This is a genomic window from Rothia sp. HMSC064F07, from assembly GCF_001837265.1.
Taxonomy (GTDB): domain Bacteria; phylum Actinomycetota; class Actinomycetes; order Actinomycetales; family Micrococcaceae; genus Rothia; species Rothia mucilaginosa.
Genome location: NZ_KV831921.1, coordinates 263,419 through 280,052, shown reverse-complemented (window position 1 = coordinate 280,052; position 16,634 = coordinate 263,419). Strand labels below are relative to the sequence as shown.

General features: G+C 58.9%; 16 protein-coding genes. 3 read left to right on the top strand and 13 right to left on the bottom strand.

Annotated features, from left to right (window positions below):
- Positions 1–11: 11 nt before the first annotated feature.
- From HMPREF2712_RS01810 to infC, 5 genes are all read right to left on the bottom strand, one after another.
- On the bottom strand, positions 12–932 hold the full coding sequence (locus HMPREF2712_RS01810; RefSeq protein ID WP_005507873.1) for a cation diffusion facilitator family transporter: 921 nt from the start codon (positions 930–932) through the stop codon (positions 12–14).
- Positions 933–1,031: 99 nt separating this feature from the next.
- Positions 1,032–1,943 (bottom strand): TrmH family RNA methyltransferase, encoded by a 912-nt coding sequence (locus HMPREF2712_RS01805; RefSeq protein ID WP_246828654.1) that lies wholly within the window; start codon positions 1,941–1,943, stop codon positions 1,032–1,034.
- A 238-nt stretch (positions 1,944–2,181) separates the two neighbouring features.
- Positions 2,182–2,562 carry a 50S ribosomal protein L20 gene (gene rplT, locus HMPREF2712_RS01800; protein ID WP_005507127.1) on the bottom strand — a complete coding sequence of 127 codons (381 nt, stop codon included), beginning with the start codon at positions 2,560–2,562 and terminating at the stop codon, positions 2,182–2,184.
- 114 nt (positions 2,563–2,676) lie between these two features.
- Positions 2,677–2,871, bottom strand: coding sequence for a 50S ribosomal protein L35 (gene rpmI, locus HMPREF2712_RS01795; RefSeq protein ID WP_004006287.1), 195 nt, complete (start codon positions 2,869–2,871; stop codon positions 2,677–2,679).
- A gap of 197 nt (positions 2,872–3,068) precedes the next feature.
- A complete protein-coding gene (infC, locus tag HMPREF2712_RS01790) occupies positions 3,069–3,770 on the bottom strand; it encodes a translation initiation factor IF-3 (RefSeq protein ID WP_005507875.1) in 702 nt (233 codons plus the stop codon).
- A gap of 293 nt (positions 3,771–4,063) precedes the next feature.
- Here infC and HMPREF2712_RS01785 point away from each other — a divergent pair, with 293 nt between their 5' ends.
- The gene (locus HMPREF2712_RS01785) at positions 4,064–4,486 is read left to right on the top strand and encodes a DUF1844 domain-containing protein (protein ID WP_070819108.1); all 423 of its coding nucleotides are present in this window, start codon (positions 4,064–4,066) and stop codon (positions 4,484–4,486) included.
- A gap of 196 nt (positions 4,487–4,682) precedes the next feature.
- Here the strand turns inward: HMPREF2712_RS01785 and HMPREF2712_RS01780 are convergent, their stop codons facing one another.
- The 3 genes from HMPREF2712_RS01780 to HMPREF2712_RS08890 form a co-directional block, all read right to left on the bottom strand.
- Positions 4,683–5,465, bottom strand: a complete 783-nt coding sequence (locus HMPREF2712_RS01780) for a HisA/HisF-related TIM barrel protein (RefSeq protein ID WP_070819107.1) — start codon at positions 5,463–5,465, stop codon at positions 4,683–4,685.
- A complete protein-coding gene (locus tag HMPREF2712_RS01775; protein ID WP_083323929.1) occupies positions 5,465–6,232 on the bottom strand; it encodes a type 1 glutamine amidotransferase family protein in 768 nt (255 codons plus the stop codon). Before HMPREF2712_RS01775 ends, HMPREF2712_RS01780 begins: the two co-directional genes overlap by 1 nt.
- 119 nt (positions 6,233–6,351) lie before the next feature.
- Positions 6,352–7,005: a LysM peptidoglycan-binding domain-containing protein gene (locus HMPREF2712_RS08890; RefSeq protein ID WP_083323928.1), complete on the bottom strand. Its 654-nt coding sequence runs from the start codon at positions 7,003–7,005 to the stop codon at positions 6,352–6,354.
- Positions 7,006–7,831: 826 nt separating this feature from the next.
- Between HMPREF2712_RS08890 and lexA the strand changes: the two genes are divergently transcribed.
- The gene (lexA, locus tag HMPREF2712_RS01765) at positions 7,832–8,506 is read left to right on the top strand and encodes a transcriptional repressor LexA (RefSeq protein ID WP_049355153.1); all 675 of its coding nucleotides are present in this window, start codon (positions 7,832–7,834) and stop codon (positions 8,504–8,506) included.
- A gap of 166 nt (positions 8,507–8,672) precedes the next feature.
- On the opposite strand, the gene HMPREF2712_RS01760 is transcribed toward lexA, so the two are convergent.
- Together HMPREF2712_RS01760 and hflX are read right to left on the bottom strand one after the other, a co-directional pair.
- Positions 8,673–10,745, bottom strand: a complete 2,073-nt coding sequence (locus HMPREF2712_RS01760; protein ID WP_070819106.1) for an ATP-dependent DNA helicase — start codon at positions 10,743–10,745, stop codon at positions 8,673–8,675.
- 6 nt (positions 10,746–10,751) lie between these two features.
- On the bottom strand, positions 10,752–12,464 hold the full coding sequence (gene hflX, locus HMPREF2712_RS01755) for a GTPase HflX (RefSeq protein ID WP_070819105.1): 1,713 nt from the start codon (positions 12,462–12,464) through the stop codon (positions 10,752–10,754).
- A gap of 143 nt (positions 12,465–12,607) precedes the next feature.
- Between hflX and HMPREF2712_RS01750 the strand changes: the two genes are divergently transcribed.
- Positions 12,608–13,231, top strand: coding sequence for a class I SAM-dependent methyltransferase (locus HMPREF2712_RS01750; RefSeq protein WP_049341729.1), 624 nt, complete (start codon positions 12,608–12,610; stop codon positions 13,229–13,231).
- 138 nt (positions 13,232–13,369) lie between these two features.
- Here HMPREF2712_RS01750 and dapF read toward each other — a convergent pair whose 3' ends face one another.
- The 3 genes from dapF to miaA form a co-directional block, all read right to left on the bottom strand.
- Entirely contained in the window at positions 13,370–14,305 is a 936-nt protein-coding gene (dapF, locus tag HMPREF2712_RS01745) for a diaminopimelate epimerase (protein ID WP_070819104.1), read from the bottom strand.
- 161 nt (positions 14,306–14,466) lie between these two features.
- A complete protein-coding gene (locus HMPREF2712_RS01740; protein ID WP_070819103.1) occupies positions 14,467–15,618 on the bottom strand; it encodes an acyltransferase family protein in 1,152 nt (383 codons plus the stop codon).
- Positions 15,619–15,691: 73 nt separating this feature from the next.
- Entirely contained in the window at positions 15,692–16,606 is a 915-nt protein-coding gene (gene miaA / locus HMPREF2712_RS01735; RefSeq protein ID WP_070819102.1) for a tRNA (adenosine(37)-N6)-dimethylallyltransferase MiaA, read from the bottom strand.
- Positions 16,607–16,634: the final 28 nt, after the last annotated feature.

Here is a 16,634-nt window from a genome sequence, read left to right as displayed (position 1 = left end):
ATCTCCTAGAACTAAGCCCGGAAAATATCCGGCTCCAAATAAATGATGCGTGCCGCAGGAACAGCCTCGCGAATACGAACCTCAGCCGCGTCAATCTCATCAGCCACCGCACGACCAGTGTCAGCATCATGAATGCGAATCTTTGCCGCCACCAGAATCTCCTCAGGACCCAGGTGCACAGTCTTAATGTGGATAATGCGCTCGCTGTCGCCATCCTCAATCGCCGCGCGAATCTTCGCCAAATCCTCCGGAGAAGCAGCCTCACCCAAAATCAGGGACTTCATCTCCACCGCAAGGAACACAGCAATAAAGACCAGCAGCACACCAATAGCCAGGGTGCCGAATGCATCCCACAGACCATTACCGGTCAACAGAGTCAGACCCACACCAAAGAGCGCGAAAATCAGACCCAGCAGCGCACCCGCATCCTCCAGCAGAAGCACCGGAAGCTCCGGGTTCTTCGAAGTACGCAAGAAACGCATCCAGCTCTGCTTGCCCTTCAGATCACGCGACTCCTTCACCGCCACGCGGAACGAATTACCCTCCAGCAGGATCGAACCAACCAGAACAGCCACCGGAACCCACTGCCACTCAGTAATACCGTGCGGGTCATGCAGCTTCTCATAACCCTCATACAGAGCGAACAAGCCACCCAGGGCAAAGATAATAATCGAAACAATAAACGCGTAAATATAGCGGTTACGGCCATAACCAAACGGGTGCTCCTCATCAGCCTGCTTCTGCGAAGCGCGACCGCCCAGAAGAAGCAGAAGCTGATTACCCGAGTCAGCCACCGAATGAATAGCCTCCGCCAACATCGACGAAGAACGAGTCAGCGCAAAAGCCAAAAACTTCAGCACCGCAATACCCAAGTTCGCACCCAGCGCGGCAATAATCGCGCCCGAACCCGAATGACCAGAAGGAGCAGACATGATTTCCCTTTCTACGAACCCCAAACCAAAACTCTAAAACTATGAGGCGAAGGCGGCCCGCCGCTGCATCACAGCCACGAACCGCCCAACCAAGAAAACCTAGCGGGAAACGCCGCGCTGAGCCATCGCCGAAGCATACAGACACACAGCAGCAGCCGTACCCACGTTCAAAGACTCAGCCGAACCATAGACAGGAACAGCCACACGCATAGTGGCGGCAGCCTTCTCTTCAACGTTCAAACCCTGAGCTTCATTCCCGAAAAGCCACATTGTCGGCTTCGAAAGATCAAAATTACCCTTCACACCGGACGGGGCGTTCGCCTCCACACCGGCACGACGAGCCGCAGTGTACTCGCTCAGCTCCTGCAGATTCACCGCACCATAGCCATCCGCAGCCAACACGGCAGTACCCTGAGACTTCACATCCTCCGCGAAATCCTCCAACTGCACGCGCTGAATAATCGGCACATGGAACAGCGAACCCGCAGTAGAACGCACCGTCTTCGGGTTATACAAATCAACCGAACCCTTAGTCGTAATCACCAGGTCCGCGCCGGCAGCATCAGCCACACGAAGAATCGTGCCCGCATTACCCGGGTCCTGCACACGAGACAGCACAGCAATCAGCTTCGGGTTCAACGCGCCCTCACCCCACAGCAGCGAGAACGACGCATCCACCATAAAGGAAACCGCAATAATACCCTGCGGGCTCACCGAATCAGCCATCGCCTCCAGCACCTCATCGGTCACCACACGCATAAAGACGCGGCGACCCTCCTCCGGGGTAGGAGTACCGTACACCTGCTCCAGCAGCTCAGCAATATCCTCATGACGGTCAAAAGCCGCCTCCGTAACGTAGACAGCATCCAGAATCGGCTTCTTCAGATGCGCCTTCAACGCCTCACGCACAGCCTGCGGGCCTTCCACCAGGAACTGGCCCTTCTTCGTGCGAGTAGCGCGGGTACGCAGCTTCGCAATATCGCGCACACGATCTGCCTGCGGATTGGACATCACAACGGGGGTACTAATACGTTCAAAAAAGTTCACTCTTAAAGGGTACAGGCAAAGACGCACCCAAAGAACGCAGAACAGTCAGAAGCACAACAGCCACAAGCAGAACAGTCACAAGAGCCCCCAGATACGCAGAAAGCGGCCGCCCACACTCAAAAGTGCAGACGGCCGCTCACGACGCTTGAGCATCCCACCCCGAACCTAAATCTTCGAGGCAGAAGCACACAACCTAGGCTAATTAAGCCTTGGGAGCCGAGGTGTCCTCGGGCAGGTTGTTCTTAGCAATCTCAACCAGTGCGTTGAAGGCAGCGGGCTCGTTCACAGCCAGCTCAGCCAGCATACGGCGGTCAACCTCAACACCAGCAGCCTTCAGGCCCTGGATGAAGCGGTTGTAGGTCAGGCCCTGTGCGCGGGAAGCAGCGTTGATACGCTGGATCCACAGGCGACGGAAGTCACCCTTCTTCTTACGACGGTGGTCGTAGCTGTAAACCAGCGAGTGAGTGACCTGCTCCTTAGCCTTACGGTACAGGCGAGAACGCTGACCGCGGTAGCCGGATGCACGATCGAGAATAGTACGGCGCTTCTTGTGCGCGTTAACCGCGCGCTTCACACGTGCCACGTGTGTCTCCTTCGTCTTATGTCCTGAACAGCTCACATATCACGCTGAACAGGAGCGAGTCTTTAATCAGTGCGCACCACTATCGGTGCGCCAGGTGCAGAGAGTAAGCGTTGCTTACTTACCCAGCATCTTCTTGACAACCTTTGCCTGGCCGCCGGTAACGATCTGGTCAGAAGCCAGACGACGGGTCAGACGAGAGGACTTGTGCTCCAGGTAGTGGCGGCGGTTCGCCTGCTGGCGCTTAACCTTGCCGCTACCGGTGAGCTTGAAGCGCTTCTTAGCACCAGAGTGGGTCTTCTGCTTCGGCATAGCTGCCGTTCTCCTTACATTCATCCCCCGCCACAACGGCGGGGGAGCTTAGTGGGGTTGAGCGATACACGCATCAGCCCCAAGGACCAAAGGTGAGGCACCCCTGACGAGGTGCCTCGGAACCGGCACCGGGTGAACCCGCAACACCCACCCAACGGTGGAGGCGCGTGCCCATCCTAAAGTGACGACCCGGTTCCCTACTCGGCGGAAGCCTGTGCCTTCAGCTCGGCAGGCATAGCGTCTGCCAGAGAATTAGTTACGGGCTTCGCCTTGGTCGTGTCAATACGCTCGCGACCCTTGCGACCGCCGGCGCCCTGCTCACGGCGAGCTTCTGCCTTACCGCGAAGCGGAGCCAGAACCATCACCATGTTGCGGCCATCCTGACGGGGGCGAGACTCAACGGTGCTCACCTCAGCCAGCTCAGCCGCCAGACGCTCCAGCAGACGCACACCCATCTCGGGGCGCTGCTGCTCACGACCACGGAACTGAATCATTGCCTTGACCTTGTCACCACCGGAAAGGAAACGACGAGCGTGTCCAACCTTGGTTTCGTAGTCGTGGGTATCAATCTTCAGGCGGAAACGGATCTCCTTCAGAACGGCATTAGCCTGCTTCTTGCGGGATTCACGAGCCTTGATTGCGGCTTCGTACTTGTACTTACCGTAATCCATGAGCTTGCACACGGGCGGCTTCGCGTTCGGGGCAACCTCGACCAGGTCGAGTTCGGCGTCCTCAGCCAGACGCAGAGCGTCCTTCAGAGGGACAACGCCTACCTGCTCGCCACCGGGACCGACAAGACGGACCTCGGGAACGCGGATACGATCGTTAATGCGTGGTTCGCTAATGACTAGCTCCTGTGCTCTGTGGGTTTCCCCGTGAATACTATCCGTTGCGGGCACTAAAAAAGCCCCCGCAGTTACACAAGCGGAGGCACAAACCAGCGTACGCTGAAAGCGGCGGACAAACCCGTTCACCTCAAAACTCGCAAACAAACGCCTGCGGCGGTCAACCGGGTGGGAGGCATGCTCCACTTGCAAACTGCCTACAACCATACCGCAGAATCCCCGACAGACGCAAGGAATTAGACGCAAAACACCATAAAAATTGCGGGGACTCCCCCAGAAAGTCCACAGAAGCACCCACTCTTAAGGACGCATTTACCGAAACAAACGAAATATGAGATTCTAAGACTATGAGCACTGAAAACACGAACTTCCGCTTCACCGCGGAAGAAGAAACCCCCGTACACGGCCACACCGAACTCACCGAAGAGCAGGTCGAAGCCGTCAACGAACAGCTGCGCGACATCGCAGACGTACCCGCCATCGAAATCATCAGCTCCGCAGCCATCCACATGATGAGCGCCGCAGCCGTCAAGTGCGGCCTAGTAGCAGACGAAAACGCCGACGACCTCAAGGACCTCGACGAAGCACGCAAGCTCATCACCGCACTGGCAGGCCTCGTCACCGCCGCAGCACCCGAAATCGGCTCCCAGCACGCAGCACCCCTGCGCGACGGCCTGCGCACCCTGCAGCTCGCATTCCGCGAAGCATCCCCCTTCCCGGACGAACCCGGCAAGGGCCCCGGCGAAAAGCTCACCGGCCCGGTGTACTAAACCAGCACGTGTACTAAACCAGAATGCACGCTAAACCAGCTGGTCCACTAAGCCGCCCCTGGTTTATGTCATCACGAAGCCCCGCCTCCCTCGTACTGAGGAAGACGGGGCTTCGTCACATATAAAGCCTGTGCGAGCCTGTGCGGATAAGAAATCTACGCGGGCTAGATAAGCGGACTAGCGCGAACCGGTAGCTTTAGCGGGAACCAGCAACCTCAAGAGCCTGCTCAAAACTAAAGTTGCCCACATACAGCGCCTTACCAAGCACCACGCCCTCCAAACCATGAGGCACCATAGAACGAAGCTTCTCAAGATCAGCCAGCGACGCCACACCACCGGACGCCACCACCCGGCAGGCAGTCTGAGCCAGCACCTCATCCAGCAGCTCCGCACCGGGACCCGCCAGGGAACCGTCCTTGCTCACATCCGTGACGATATAGCGGCGCACACCCGCGCTCTCCAGCCACGCCAGCGCCTCCGCCAAATCAGGGCCCGACCAGTCGGTACCGCGAGCCACCGTCACCCAGCCCCGCTCAGGGTTATAGCGGGCATCGAGGCCAAGAGCCAGAAGATCAGAATCGGCGTAACGAGCCAGAGTGCCTTCAAGCCAGGAAGAATCCGCTAGAGCCGCGCTGGTCACGTTCACGCGATCCGGGTTCAGGCTCAGGGCGCGCTCCAGACTCTCAGCATTACGCACACCGCCGCTGACCTGAATACGAACCGGAGCGGAGCCGCGGGCATTCTCGGCACGGACGGCGGCAATCACCTCAGCCAGAACCTCAGTATTCGTGCCGCGACCAAATGCCAAATCAAGGTCAACCAGGTGAATCCAGCGAGCACCAGACTTCACCCAGGTCAGAGCCGCCTCAACAGGGTCGAGGCGCTGCTCACCACCGGACAGGGTGCCACCCACCGGGCGCACCGCGTAACCTTCAGAAATATCAACAGCGGGCAGAAGTTCAAGAACGGGTGCAGACATTAGTTACCTCCCGCAGCAGTAGCGGAGTCGCCAGAAGACAGAGACTCAGAAGACAGGCGACCGGTCACCGCCAGGGACGCAACCCAGCGGCGCATAAAATCCGCCCCCAGCTCGCCAGAGCCCACCGGGCAGAACTGCACCGCCGTCAGCGGACCGTTCTCAACCGCCGCGATATAGGCGGGCTCGGTGACAGTCCAAGTCACTGCCGGAGGGGCAATATATTCAATGCTCTGATCAAAAGCCCACTCAAAAACGCCGTGCTCAGATTTGAAGTGAGCCTCGCCCTCAAGATCCTTGAGCAGCGCACTATCGGAGGAAGAACGCAGGGTAGAAACACCGGGCACCAAGTCGCGGGTAGAAAGCTCCACGCTCTCACCGGGCCACTCCCCCATACACTGCACCTGAACCTGCCCCATCTGCGGATGCTCCACCGTAACCGAATCGAAGAGGCAGCTCAGTGCCGCACCGGCAGCCAACACCGGACGACCGCCAGCAACACGGCGACCAATCACGCGCTCAGCGTCCTTAGCTTTCAGATCTTCATACGCCTCAAGAGAGCTCGCACCGCCAGTAACCACCATGCCGTCAGCCTCACGCAGCTGCTCTGGCACAGCGGTCACGATGACCTCCGCCCCCGCATCCTGAAGAAGCTTCACCAGGGCGCCACGAGTTCCGGGATCCCCTAAAACAGCAACCACAGGACGAGCGGTCTGAGCACTCTGTACAGATTCAGTTTCGACGGGTGTGGATTCAACGGGAACAGGCATCGGTGCGCTCCTATTTCATAGGCTCAAGAATTCGGCTCAAGCGCTCTAGCTTGAGAGATAGAGGATTCGGAGTCAAGACATCAACCTCATGCAGAAGCCAACCACACGCGGGTCCATGCTTAGCGCTGAGTCTGAGGAATTTCCAGACGCTGACCGGCATCAACAGAGGTGCTGGTCAACGAGTTCAACTCCATAATACGAACCACAGTATCACGGGTGTCACCTTGCGGATCCACCGCCTGAGCAATATCCCACAGGGTCTCACCGTGCTTGACCACAACGACGGTTCGACTCACCGAAGCGTTCTCCACGGAGGCAGAAGCCGCCGGACCAAAGAAGCTAATAGCGCCGAGCACAATCAGTGCCGCCAAGGTCAGCAGAGGCAGGCCCTTCAGGAAACCGCGTACAGTGCCAAGACGACGAATAGAACCGGGAACCGAGCGCAGAAGCTCGCCTCCCTTAGCCAGAAGAACACTCTTCGCTCCAGGCGCCTGAGCCACAGAAGATGTCTGAGCAGAAACGGCGGGGGTAGAAGCAGCAGAGGCAGAAACGGCGGGAGCGTGGGCGGGCTGAGCAACCTGCGCAGGACGGGGTGCATGAGCCGCACGAGAAGAGCGAACAGACTGCGAAGACGCAGGCACACGAGAACGCCCCTGCACGGTGCGGGCGGACACGGTGCTGGCGGACGCAGTGCGGGCGGGGTGAAGTACCACCAAACCTGCCGGAAGGTGTGCAGAAGTGCCACGAGAAGCAATAGGTGCTGCAGTAGTCATTGTGGTTCCTTTCTCTCAGCTCGCCCCGGGGTTACCCCGCGGGTCTAGCAATGCCGAGCGATACCCGCTCGGAGGTCCTAGTTGAGTGATAACTATGGAGTGGTGATTGTTAGGCGATAACTATTGGGTAGCTATTCTCTAGTTAGGTCAGAGCGTCGGATGCACCGGGCTGTGCTGGGTTACCCCGGAGCCCCATCCCCTGCGCTCTCTCTTCGCCAGATGCTCCCTAGAGCATCCGAGGTAGATCATGCGAAGAGAGGCAGAGGATTCGAATACATTCGAACACTCATTCACTTTCCTCTCCCGGAAGACCCCGGGTCGAATCTTCGAATATTTTTCGAACATCCACCCGCAAATCCTGAATTTCAGGAGAGATTCAAGAGTATATACGAACTCTTGTTCTAAAGTCTAGCAGAGATGTACTAAAAATTTCTTCGAGTTTCGAAGAAAAAATCTAGAATATTTGTTTGAGTTTTTCGGTGCAGTGTTCTACACTGGTGTCAAGAGACGTTCCACACGCTCCTGATGAGTCCTACTCACAGCAGGTTTCTGTACCCGTTACAGCTTGGTTCTGTATCGAATGCAGGTGCTGCTGGCTGAGTTTTATAGGGCGGAGGCGCATACTCGTTACCCGCGTATCGCTCCGGCACGGATAGAATTCCTCCACCCCCTGACGAGATAAGACCCATTTCGGCAGAACCAAAAAATTTTTAGGACACCATCAGAAAACGTGTGAAGCACCCATCCGTGCCCCGACCGGACTGTGTCTCAAACAGACTGCAGAGACCGGAATACAGAAATCGGGGCACAGACCGAAGGAAAAGAAATGGCAACAGCACCCCGTCCGGCGCTGACCGCGCGCCAGCAGAAGATTCTTGACGCGATCCGCACCGAGATTGAACAAAAGGGTTACCCGCCGTCCATGCGCCAGATTGGTGACATGGTGGGCCTTGCGTCCCTGTCCTCGGTCACTCACCAGCTCGGTCGCCTCGAGACCATGGGCTACATTCGCCGCGACCCCAAGCTCCCCCGCGCCATTGAGGTGCTGGATGAGAACGGCGTCGGCATGCACGGTAACTCCTCCTCGTCCCTGCCCGAGCTGCCGAACTTCGAAGTCGGCGATGAAGACCTCGTACCCGTTCCCCTGGTTGGACGAATTGCAGCGGGCGGTCCCATCACTGCCGAGCAGTCCGTGGAGGATGTGCTCGCTCTGCCCCGCCAGCTGGTCGGTAGCGGCAAGCTGTTCATGCTCAAGGTCAAGGGTGATTCCATGATTGACGCCGCAATCTGCGACGGCGACTGGGTGGTTGTCCGCGAGCAGCACACCGCAGACAACGGCGATATTGTTGCTGCGCTACTTGACGACGAGGCAACCGTGAAGGTGTTCCGTCAGGTCGACGGCCATACCTGGCTCATGCCGCGCAACTCCAACTACGAGCCGATTATGGGCGACCGCGCAACCGTCATGGGTAAGGTCGTCTCCGTGCTGCGCAGTCTCTAGACAGCACAGCCTCTAAAAGACATAGCCGCGAGGCTTTTAGCTCCATATAGAAATCACCCCGGTGATACGTGAATGTTCACGTATCACCGGGGTGATTTCTATATTTCCGAAGCGGATATCTCCAAAGCGAAAGAGGCGGCGTAGCCAGGGATGAATCTTGCCCGAGCTAACGCTCAATACTCGCCGAAAGACGAGCCAACGCGCCGGTCACCGCAGCCTTATTCTGCGTCGACCACATCGGCGGCATCGCCTTCATCAAGAAACCGCCGTAGCGTTTAGTCGCCACGCGAGAATCCAGCACAGCCACCACGCCGCGGTCAGACACCGAACGGATCAGGCGACCCGCGCCCTGCGCCATACGAATCGCCGCGTGGTGAGCAGAAACCGCCATAAAGCCGTTACCGCGATGACGGTTCACCGCCTCCGTACGAGCCTGCGCAATCGGGTCATCCGGGCGGGGGAACGGGATGCGGTCCATCACCACCAGGCGGCAAGAGTCACCGGGAACGTCCACGCCCTGCCACAGGCTCATCGTTCCGAACAGGCATGAGTCAACGTCCTCGCTGAACTCCTCCACCAGAGCCTTGAGCGAAGACTCACCCTGCAGAAGAATGTTCAGGTCGCTGTGCTCACGCATGTACTCGGCGGCACGCTCAGCGGCACGCTTCGAGGAGAACAGGCCCAGGGCACCGCCCTCCGACGCCTCGCACAGCTCACGCAGACGATCCAGCTGGCCCTCGTGCACACCGAATCCCGGAGGCTTCAAATCCCCGGCAACGTACATGATGCCCTGTTTGCGGTAGTCGAAAGGCGAACCTACGTCGATGCTCGTCCAGCGCGGCGCGCCCTCGCCCTGCAGTCCCAGGGCACCGGCGGCAACGTCGAAAGAGTCACCCACCGTCAGGGTCGCACTCGTCAAAATCACGGTGCGGTCAGCGAACAGGCCATCACGTAGCTGTAGGCCAACACTCAAGGGGGCGATGTTTAGGGTCGCCGGGTCGGTATCGGAAGCAGCCACATAGCGGCCATTCTCCCAACCGCCCTGACGAGAAATCCACAGCACGTCCTGCTCGCCCGAAGCCTCCAGAATGCGGCTACTCATATCGTGCACCTCAGAGACACGCGAGCGCGCCATCTGCAGGCCGGCGTCAACATCCTGACCGTCCGGCTTCGTATCGGACAGGGCGGTGCGGGCAGCATCATTGACCGCAGAAATAGCGGTCAAAAGGCGACCGTCCAGGCCCTTCAGCAGGCCTTCGGCAAGACCCTCGAACGCGGTCTCCAAGGTGCCGGCAGCCATTTCCAGTGCGCCGGAATCAGCCTTCGAATGCTTCTTTACGCTACGCGCCGCACGGCGAACCATCGCAACCGTCAAAGAACCAGACACGGCACCGGTCACGCGGTCCACCAGCTCATGAGCCTCATCAATAATGACCGTCTCATGTTCGGGCAGAACCTTCATGCCCTCGAAAGCGTTAATCGCCAGCAGGGCGTGGTTCGTGATGACGATATCAGCTTCAGCGGCACGGCTACGCGCCATCTCGCTAAAGCACTCTTCCACCAGCGGGCAGCGGCGGCCCAGACACTCGGCGGCGCTCACCGATACCTGAGCCCATGCGCGGTCAGAGACGCCGGGCTTCAGCTCGTCACGGTCGCCGGTCTCCGTGCGGTCGGCCCACTCGCGCAGGCGCACCACTTCCTCACCCACGCGGGAGGTCGAAGAAGGCATGTCAAAGAGAGCATCCGGCTCGTCTTCCGGGTAGCCGCCCTCCAGCTTGTGCAGGCAGAGGTAGTTATTGCGGCCCTTGAGCAGAGCCACCTGCGCCTGCGATTCAGGGCGCGGCTCCAGCGCTTGTAGAAGACGCGGAATATCGCGGTTCACGATCTGCGCCTGCAGGGCAAGGGTCGCCGTCGCAACCACAATCGGCTGGTCCGACTCCCCCACCCGCGCCAGGGCAGGAACCAGGTAGCCCAGGGACTTACCGGTACCGGTACCCGCCTGGACCAGCAGGTGACGCTGCAGTTCAAGAGCCTGCGCCACATGCGCCGCCATGGTGCGCTGACCGGCACGATTCTGACCGCCAGTGGCGGCAACCGCCTCATCCAGCAGGGTCAGGGCGTCCTTCGCACCGGGCAGGGTCTCAAGCTCCTGCCCGGTAAATCGGGTGCCGTCGGTTGCCGATCCGGGCAAAGTTTCCGGGGCGTTTTTGGGCGCGTTGATGCTCTCGGTCACGCTCATCCGCTCCTAGAGAGCCTCAGAGTTAGAGGGCTGTTCGGAAACAGAAGCGGTCGCTTCAGCCAGGGCGTGTGCCTCCGCAAGTTCCTCTTCCAAGACCTCCAGCAGGTCGCCCTCCAGCACATACTCGGACAGTTCGGAGGCGACATCCTCACGAACCAGCGCCACCACGAAGGTGCCGTCCGATACGAAATCGGTGCTCTTAATTTCGGCGTCCCACTCGTGCAGGCGCGAAATAATCTCACCGTGCGAGTACGGAATCAGCAGCTTCACCTCAATGGAGGGGCGCGGAATGGTGTCCGCAATCTTCTGCTTCAGCTCCTCAATACCCTCACCGGTACGCGCCGAAACAATCACGTGCTCCGGCTCGCGCTGGCGCATACGCTCCAGCACGAACGGGTCGGCGGCATCCGCCTTATTCAGCACAATGATCTCGGGGATATGGCGGGCGTCGACCTCCGCGATGACCTCGCGGACAGCACGAATCTGCCCCTCCGGGTCCGGGTGCGAAGCATCCACCACGTGCAGGATAACGTCAGCGTCAGCGACCTCTTCCAGGGTGGAGCGGAACGCCTCCACCAGCTGGGTCGGCAGCGAACGCACGAAACCCACCGTGTCAGAGAGGGTGTAGCCGATACCGTCCGGAGTCTGAGCCTTACGGACGGTCGGGTCCAGGGTCGCAAACAGCGCGTTCTCCACGAGCACGCCGGCGTCGGTCAGGCGGTTCAGCAGGGAGGACTTACCCGCGTTCGTGTACCCGGCGATAGCCACCGAAGGCACGCGGTTACGGCGACGGTTCAGACGCTTCGTCTCACGCGCCGGCGCCATCGCAGCAATCTCACGCTTAAGCTTCGCCATGCGAGCGCGCAGGCGGCGGCGGTCCATCTCAATCTTGGTTTCACCGGGACCACGCGAACCGATACCCTCACCGGCTGCGGCGCGGCCACCCGCCTGACGGGACAGGGAGGCACCCCAACCACGCAGACGCGGCAGCATGTACTCCAGCTGAGCCAGCTCAACCTGCGCCTTACCCTCGCGGGACTTAGCGTGCTGAGCGAAAATGTCGAGAATCAGGGCGGTGCGGTCAATGACCTTGACCTTCACGATATCTTCGAGGGCACGACGCTGCGAGGGAGCCAGTTCGGAGTCGACAATGACGGTGTCGGCGCCGGTCGCCTCGACAATGTCCTTGAGTTCCAGCGCCTTACCGGAGCCGAGGAAGGTGCCGGGGTCCGGCTTGAGGCGGCGCTGAACCAGGCCGTCCAGAACCTCGGAACCTGCGGTTTCAGCCAGTGCCGCGAGCTCACGCAGGGAGTTCTCTGCGTCCTCTACGGTGCCTTCAGTCCACAGGCCAGCCAGCACCACGCGCTCCAGGCGCAGCTGGCGGTACTCGACCTCGGTGACGTCTTCAAGTTCGGTGGAGAGGTTCGCGATACGGCGCAGTGCGCGGCGCTCAGCGAGATCTTCCTGGTCACCGTCATATTCGGAGTGCCCGCGCTGAACGTCAGAAATTTCGCGCGCACGAGTATCCAGCACACGGCGGCTATTGTTGCCGTGGGTGCTGGAAGAATTATCGCTGTGATGCGCGGTACCGGCGGCGTCATACGTCGTGACAGAGGCGGCCGCCTGGGAGCGGCCCAGAACGCGGTCTACGGTGCGGCGTAGCTGCTCATCGCTGGGCAGCTTTTCGGTATCAGATACGGGGGTGTTCTTAGAATTCATACGACTCTAATTCTACCGCCGTTGCCCGCATCGGGTAGGGGGTTCGGTCGCCTGTGCGCTCAGGGCGTGCAAGCTGCTGACCTGCCCCGTGCATTCTCTGCCCGTGTGCGGCGGGTTCTTGCCCTACCGGTACACTGGATAGCATGAGCGAGCAGCATTATTTCTCTGAAACCCCCGAGACCGAGTTCAAGCCCCGCCCCGTGCAGGTGGAGCTTGCCGGCCGCAAGGTCACCGTCACCACAGCTAACGGCATTTTCAGCCCCTCCGGCATTGATAAGGGCACCGCTATTTTGCTGCAGGAAGCACCCGACCCGCAGGGCGAACGCATGCTCGACATCGGCTGTGGGTGGGGACCCATCACCCTGACTTTGGCGATGCTCGCCCCGCAGGCGCAGGTGCACGCGGTGGATGTGAACTCCCGCTCCATTAGCCTGACCGAACGCAACGCCGCCGCTCTCGGCCTGTCCAACGTCACCGTGGGAACCCCCGAATCGGTTGACCCCGAACTGCGTTTTGACACCATCTGGTCGAACCCGCCGATTCGCGTGGGCAAGGAGGTTCTGCACGAGATTCTGCTGACCTGGCTACCTCGCCTGGCACCCGGTGGTGACGCCTACCTGGTGGTTCAGAAGAACCTGGGCTCCGACTCGTTGCAGAAGTGGATGGACGCGCAGCTTGAGGAGCTGCACCCCGGCGAGTTTGAGGTGTCGCGCTATGCGACCTCGAAGGGCTTCCGTATTCTGCAGGTGCACCGCTACGAGGACTAAAACCTCTGGCGCTAAATCCTGCGCTAAATCCTCTAGCGCTAATTGCTTAAAATATAAAAGCGGCAGGTGTTTTCTGAATGTGTTATCAGAAAACATCCGCCGCTTTTCTCTATAAAATCTCTGTTCTAAAACAGCACGTTATCGCAGCACGACGGTCGCAACCATCTGCGCCGGACCAGCCAGAACAACGTGCTCCAGGTCGTCCGGGCCCAGCACGAAAGTCACCGCGAGGGTACCGCCGGGCACATGCACCAGCCACTCATCCGGTGCTTCCTCACCGCCCCAGAAACGGGTCGCCGCAGCCGCCGCACACGCACCGGTACCGCACGACAGAGTCTCGCCCACGCCGCGTTCGTGCACGCGCATACGGATAGCGCCCACCTGTGCGCCGCTCTCAATGTCCAGGTCGACCGGCACCACAAACTCAACGTTCGTACCATTGACCGGGGCGGGGTTCACCTGAGGCAGGCTGTGCAGGTCCAGGCCGTCCAGCTTACCGTCAGAGCCGAGCATCACCACGGTGTGTGGGTTACCCATCGAAATGGACAGGCCAGCACGCGGAGTCTTCAGGCCGCGAGCAGACACCAGGCAGTCCTCGCCACCCTCGCGGGCAGCCTCACCGTGAATGAAGCTCCACGGACCCATATCAATCGCGTAACCCTCTTCGGTGCGCGCCACAGTCTTCACACCGGCACGGGTACCAATCTTGACGGTCTCGCCCACCTCAAGCTCAATCAGGCCCTCAGTGCGCAGGTACTCCACGAACGCGCGCACACCGTTGCCGCACATTTCAGCGATAGAGCCGTCACCGTTGCGGTAGTCCATGAACCAGACAGCGTCCGGGTGCTCCTCGAGCAGCTTCTGACCCGCGCGGGAGGCGGTGCTGCGGGCAGCACGAATGAAGCCGTCCGCGCCAATGCCGAAGTGTCGGTCGCAGGCGCGGGCTACCAGCTCGGGGGTGAGAGCAATTTCTGCGTTCTCGTCCGTCAGAAAGATGAAGTCGTTACCGGTGCCGTGACCCTTGGTGAGGGTCAGGCCTGCCAGCTCGCCCCAGGTGGAAGGGTTCTCGCTCATATGCTGTCCTTAAGGTTGGTGACCTGTCCGTTTATGATTTTACCGCGCCAGATGGTGATTCAGGCATTCTTCCTCAGAAACGCTTCTGCGGCTCCCGGTTTACTTGATGAGTTCATCATGTTCACCGAAAGCCGCAGAAATAGGCGGGATACTTTACCGGTTTATGAAGATGCCGCTACGGTGCCTGCGGGACGATTACGGCGAATGCGCAGAAGCTGGCGGTCCTTCAAAGCCAGTGCCGGCTTCTCAACATACAGCCAAGACAGCCACGCCAGACCAATAGTAATTGCGAAGGTAAGGATGGCGTTCAGAATCCAGCCCAGAGACGCACTACCAAAAATTATCAGTAGAATCTGCACAGGGAAAGCGTAGATATAAACGCCGTAAGAGATATCGTTCTTACTGCACCAACGGGTTTTAATAGCTGCGCTCAATGCCAAAACCCCGTAAGTAGCAGGCAAAGCCATATAACCCGTCATTTCACTTTCCCAGAAGAAAGTTGCTACAAAGCTGATAAAGGTTAAGGCAATTCCCAGAGAAGCGCTATACACAATTCGCTTGCCCCACACGTAGAAGAGGGTCCCGGCAAAGAAATACATGCCAAGACGGAGAGAATTGTTCACAAAGCTATCGGGGGTATAGCCAGTGAAGTGGAAAAATTGAAATACACCAAAAAACATCACAAAGATGCTTGGCACTAACCACTTCGAACTTTTTCGGATGAACGAAATATAAAAAATAGGAATCAACGCAAGGTATGCAAGGAACTCATATTGGAGAGTCCAAGTAGATCCATTCCAAATACCTGACCACGGGATTCCCGTAGGCCCACCCAAAAAAGTAATCTGCCTAGTTTGCAAATCAAAGTTTCGAAGGACATATCCAGCCGCACTCTTAAAAGAGAAGGGGTCAGATGCATGACCGGTAGCAACTGAAATCGGTCCACAAACGAAGACAACGAAGAGTAGAGACACCCAGTAACCCGGAAAAATCCTGAGGGCGCGACGCTTCAAATACCCAACCACTGTACCCCTCTGGGCGCTGTGCGCAATGAGAAAACCAGAGATACAGAAAAAGAGGTTAACGGCCCAATGCCCCAACGAATCAATGTAAATGGGAGCAGGAATACCTAGTATTCCAGCGTTGTATTTAATAAGCGGCGCTGAGTGGGCGACAATAACGGAGCTTGCAAGAACGAAGCGAATAAAGTTCAGTGAATTCGTTCCGCCTAGAATGGCATCGTAGAGGGAACGCGGAGTGGATTCTGCCGCGGACAGAGTGGCAGAATTTTTTGTATGTGATGTGAGTGACATATTTCCTCTATGGTTGAGTCGAATATGTCCCCCAGAGTAACCCAACTTCCCCGAATTTAGTACTTCTGTTTGCTTATTTTTGCAAAATTGTAGCCAACGCCTCATCAGCAAGGGTGGGTGAGAGCGCATCCAGCCAGTGCACGCGCGGATCCGCACGGAACCAGGTCAGCTGGCGGCGCGCAAACTGGCGGGTCGCAATGGTTGTATCCTCAATCGCCTGCTCCACGCTGTAGTCCGCATCCTCAAGGGCGCGAGCGAACTGCGCGTAACCAATCGCGCGGGAGGCAGTCTTACCCTCCTGCAGTCCCTGCTCGTTCAGGGTACGAATCTCATCGAGCAGACCCTGCTCGTGCATCAGCTCCACGCGGCGGTGCAGACGCTCGTGCAGCAGGGCACGATCCATATCCAGACCAATCTGAATACTCTCCGTCACGTACTCGCGCACCGGCATGAACGCCGAGAACGGGCGGCCCGTCACCTCGAACACCTCCAGGGCTCGAATAATGCGGCGCTCATCCTTCACGCGCGCCGCCGACTCCGGGTCGACCTCCGCCAGGCGGGCGTGCAGAACACCAATACCCTCGGTACGCGCTTGCTCCTCCAGGCGCTCACGCACCCGCGCATCCGTGCCGGGAAACTCCAACCTATCCAGGGCGGCACGCACATACAGGCCGGAACCACCCACCAGAATCGGGTAGCAGCCACGGCCGCGAATCTGCTCAATCAGCTCACGGCTACGCTCCTGAAACTCCGCCACGGACGCCTCATCCCGCACGTCCATAATGTCCAGCAGGTGGTGCGGAACGCCGCGCATCTCCTCCGCGGTGACCTTCGCGGTACCAATATCCATACCCCGGTAGAACTGCATAGAATCAGCGTTAATGCACTCACCGTTCAGGCGCAGAGCCAGCTCAATGGCGAGCGCGCTCTTACCGGTGCCGGTCGGGCCCACAATAGCGATAACGGGCAGAGTTTCGGAGATAGTCATGCGCCCCATTCTACCGGTTCCCTCACCC